Annotated in this window: 2 protein-coding genes; both read left to right on the top strand. The window is 57.6% G+C overall.

Features of this window, described 5'->3' with window-relative positions; all coding sequences use genetic code 11:
* The coding region (locus Poly51_RS30080) for a dockerin type I domain-containing protein (RefSeq protein WP_246114868.1) at window positions 1-326 on the top strand (326 nt) is incomplete at its 5' end.
* 108 nt (window positions 327-434) lie between these two features.
* Window positions 435-3,789, top strand: a 3,355-nt coding sequence (locus Poly51_RS30075) for a cadherin-like domain-containing protein (RefSeq protein ID WP_146462651.1), incomplete at its 3' end; no start/stop codon positions are given.

Genomic DNA, 3,789 nt, shown 5'->3' with positions numbered 1-3,789 from the left:
ATGGACAGGTCACGGCGTTGGACGCCTTGATCGGAATCAACTTCCTCGGACAAACCGCTGCGTCGTCCGAACTGTGGGGTTTCTCAGAACGCCAGTCGTCGGCGTTCTTCTATGACGTCAGCGGTGACGGCCAAGTCACGGCCCTGGACAGCCTGCGAATCATCAACAAGCTGGGACGCTCGTCGGGCCAAGAAGCTGAAGTGATCGCCATTGCACAACAGGACTCGCTATCGGACCGCGACGATGAATTGGATTGGGTTTCCGATCGTCCACTGCAACAAGACCGCCTCGTTGATCTGGCGCTCAGTAACTGGCGTCGAGAATAATGACCCGTTGCTAGTGGGGTAGTCGAAGCTCTTTACGGTCAAGTCCGATTCGCTTCTAGCTCGTTGCAGTTCGAAATCTCTCTAAGCCAGGATTAACCCGGAAAGCCAATGTCCCGTCTCCATCACTTTGCTTCCGATCTGTGGTCGCGTCGATCCAAGTCTCGTCAGCGCCGCACTTCAGACGAACGGCGTCGCCTGCGTTTGTTCGAGACTCTCGAGGCACGTGTGGTAATGACGGCGGTGGCTTGGTATCCGCTTGATGAAACGTCCGGCGTGGTGGCGACGGATGCCACAGGGAATGGCAATCATGGCACGGTCACCGGTGGTGCGTGGGGGGATGGCCAACTTGATGGAGCTATCGAATTCAATGTCGATGGCAATATCTCTGTACCGGTCTCTACGTTTGATACGATCGGCCAAGAAGTGACGTTCGCGTTTTGGGCCTATGGGGGAGACACGCAACCGACCAACGACAGCATTCTTTACGGAGTCAATTCGTCGGGAGGTAGAGCCTTCAATGTCCACCTTCCGTTTAGCAACGGCGCAGTCTACTGGGACGCCGGGAACGATGCGGGGTACGACCGGATCAATAAGGTCGCCGATCCCCTGGTGTATAAAGACTCGTGGCATCATTGGGCGTTTACCAAGAACGCGACCACCGGCACGATGACCATCTACCTTGATGGCCAATCATGGGCGTCGGCTACCGGCAAAACCAAGGCGATGGCCGGCATCACCGCCTTTACATTCGGCGCAAACACGAATGGCTCGGAAGGCTATGACGGTCGGTTGGATGATGTTCGCATCTACGACACCGAACTGACCGCAGTCGATGTGTTGGATCTGTACACGAACACCACGTCGCCGAACACCGAAGAAGTATTGGCGACCAACAACACGCTGGCCGCCAGCGAAAACGCCACGACCGTCATCACGTCGGCAGACCTGCAGTCGACCGACGCCGAACAGTCCGCGGCGGAGTTGACGTACACGGTGACTAGCCTGCCTGGAAGTGGGACACTGCTTCGCGGCGGGACAGCACTTGGTATCTATGACACGTTTACACAGGCCGACATCGACAACAACCTTGTGTCCTACGATCACAATGGCTCGTCAATCGTGGATAGTTTTTCGTTTGCTGTGAATGACGGTTTTGGAAGCGTCACCAGCGACTCGTTTACGATCCTACTGCCCAACGACGGCACGGTCAGCAGCCTGGCCGAATTGCGAGTCTTTGCGGGCCTTTCAAACGTGACGGTCACGATGGCCCCCGGTGTATACTGGATCGATGGTGATCGGCCAGACGCCACGTACTTGAACTTTAGCGGGGCCAACAGCACGTTCAATCTCGGGCAAGCCGAATTCCGGATCGACACGCGCAACATTGCCGGCTATCGCGACGAATCGGGGGCCACCGCTAGCTTCGATGTCATGCGGATTAGCGGTGACAACGTGATTGTTAATGGGCTGAAATTGTACGGGCAAGACGTCGACTTGGACACGGACCCTGGTGCTCGGCGGTACCCCAACAGGTCGGCAACCTATTTCAATATCACCGGCAGCAACGTTGAACTCAACAACGCCCACATCATCACCGCGGGATCGAACCCGTACGGCTACGGCGACGCCTTCGGCAAAGGCGCGCCACCCTCTTGCCGCGACTTGCCAGCGGGTGATGGCGGATGCGCCTACATCGGCCACAACAAGACATCGGGTGTGCTACTGAACGGATGGGGATCGAATGCCAAGATCGACGGACTGGACTTGGACATGTTTACTTTCGGACATGGTGTCTTCGTTCAAGGTTACGACGACATCGAGATCCGGAACACAACCGTTACCGGTCAGATGTTCAGCAGTAACGATGTCATCAATCACCCGGTGTACCAAGAATACGGCTTCACGGCCTGGGGCAGCCAGATGCACGCCGACATCCTGATCTCGGGCAGCGAGGACGGCATACGCTATTACGGCGACGGCGATTCGCTTCCGTGGTCCGAGGGGCTCGTCCTCGAAAACGTCGTCGTGACCAACATGCGAGAAGCGTTCTCGTTGATCGCTGCTCGGGGTGTTGTCACCGTCGACAACGCGTCGGCTTTTGGCAGCGAGGTTGGATTCGAACCGGGCCAGGGAACCGTGATCACCAATTCGCGAGGCGACACAACCAACGGGCCGCTGCTGTTTTATCGCCGCGACTACGTCAATGACACCAATGTTGAATTGGAGTTGGTGGGCAATGTTCCTCAGGTCGGTCGGACTAAGGACATTGCCTACATCAATGGCACCAACAATGTCGTGACGTTGACCAGTAACATCGATCCGGGCCTGCTGCCGGCGGATGCGTACGTGCGAGTGGGGCAACGGTTCAACGAATGGCGTAAGAACCCCGGTGATGTCGATGACACGAGCTTGCCGGCCGATGGAGTGACCGTCAACAATTTGACGGGTCAGATCACAGTGCTGGGAACCAACGGCGACGACGTTGGCGGATTCTCGAGTGCCGGTACGATCAATCGAGGTGACGGCAATCACTACGACGGTTTCACGTTGGTGCTAAGTGGAACACGGATGACGGCGAAAGATTCGCAGGCCATGGGCAACAACGGTTCTTTGGCCGTTGGAACGCTGGCGTCGAACGGATCGATCGTTTTTGACGGAGCCACGCTCGAATTGAACCCCGGTGTTCGTATCAGCAACGAGATGCTGACCATCACCGGCGACGGCGTTGACGGCAAAGGCGCGTTGTACACTGACGGCCAGGCCGGCAGTGGCACGCGATTCGGCAGCTCAAATGGCAGTGATGAATCCACGATCGTCCTCGACGGTGACGCATCGATCGGTGTTGGGGTCGCTGGCAATCAGATGCTTGTCGGCAGTATCCAAGGTGCGGGCAATCTGACCAAGCTTGGACCGGGCACGCTATCGATGGAAAAGTCCAGCACGCTGGATGGCGATTTGATTGTTGCGGAAGGTGGTGTGGTGGCGAGAAACGGAGTGGTCAATCGCGATCTGACCTTGATGGCGGGCACATCTATCAAGGCAATCGGCAACATGCTCAATACACCCACCGGAGTGATCCACAACGATGGGACGTTGGACTTGAACGGCCGGACCGGCGAAAATATCACAAGTGGAACGATCGGCACGCTCATGGGCACTGGTCAAATCACATCTAGCAACACGACCGCTGGGGCCGGTAGCACACTCAACATTGCCGGTGAAAGCGGTGCTGGTAATTACAGCGGGTCCATCGACGGTTACGTCAGCCTGGTCAAGTCCGGTCAGAGCTTGCAAACGCTCGGCGGCAACCTGACCCACACCGGCACAACCACCGTGGCCGGTGGCACCCTGCGAATCGACGGCACGCACACCGGTGGCGGCGTCTACACCGTGGACTCAAGTGCCACCCTGGGCGGCACCGGATCGATCGGCTCGGCCGTCACCGTGAACTCGGGCGGACACC

The sequence above is a fragment of the Rubripirellula tenax genome, assembly GCF_007860125.1.
GTDB lineage: Bacteria > Planctomycetota > Planctomycetia > Pirellulales > Pirellulaceae > Rubripirellula > Rubripirellula tenax.
The sequence above is the reverse complement of the archived record's forward strand: the minus strand, read 5'-3'. Positions and strand labels throughout refer to the sequence as shown.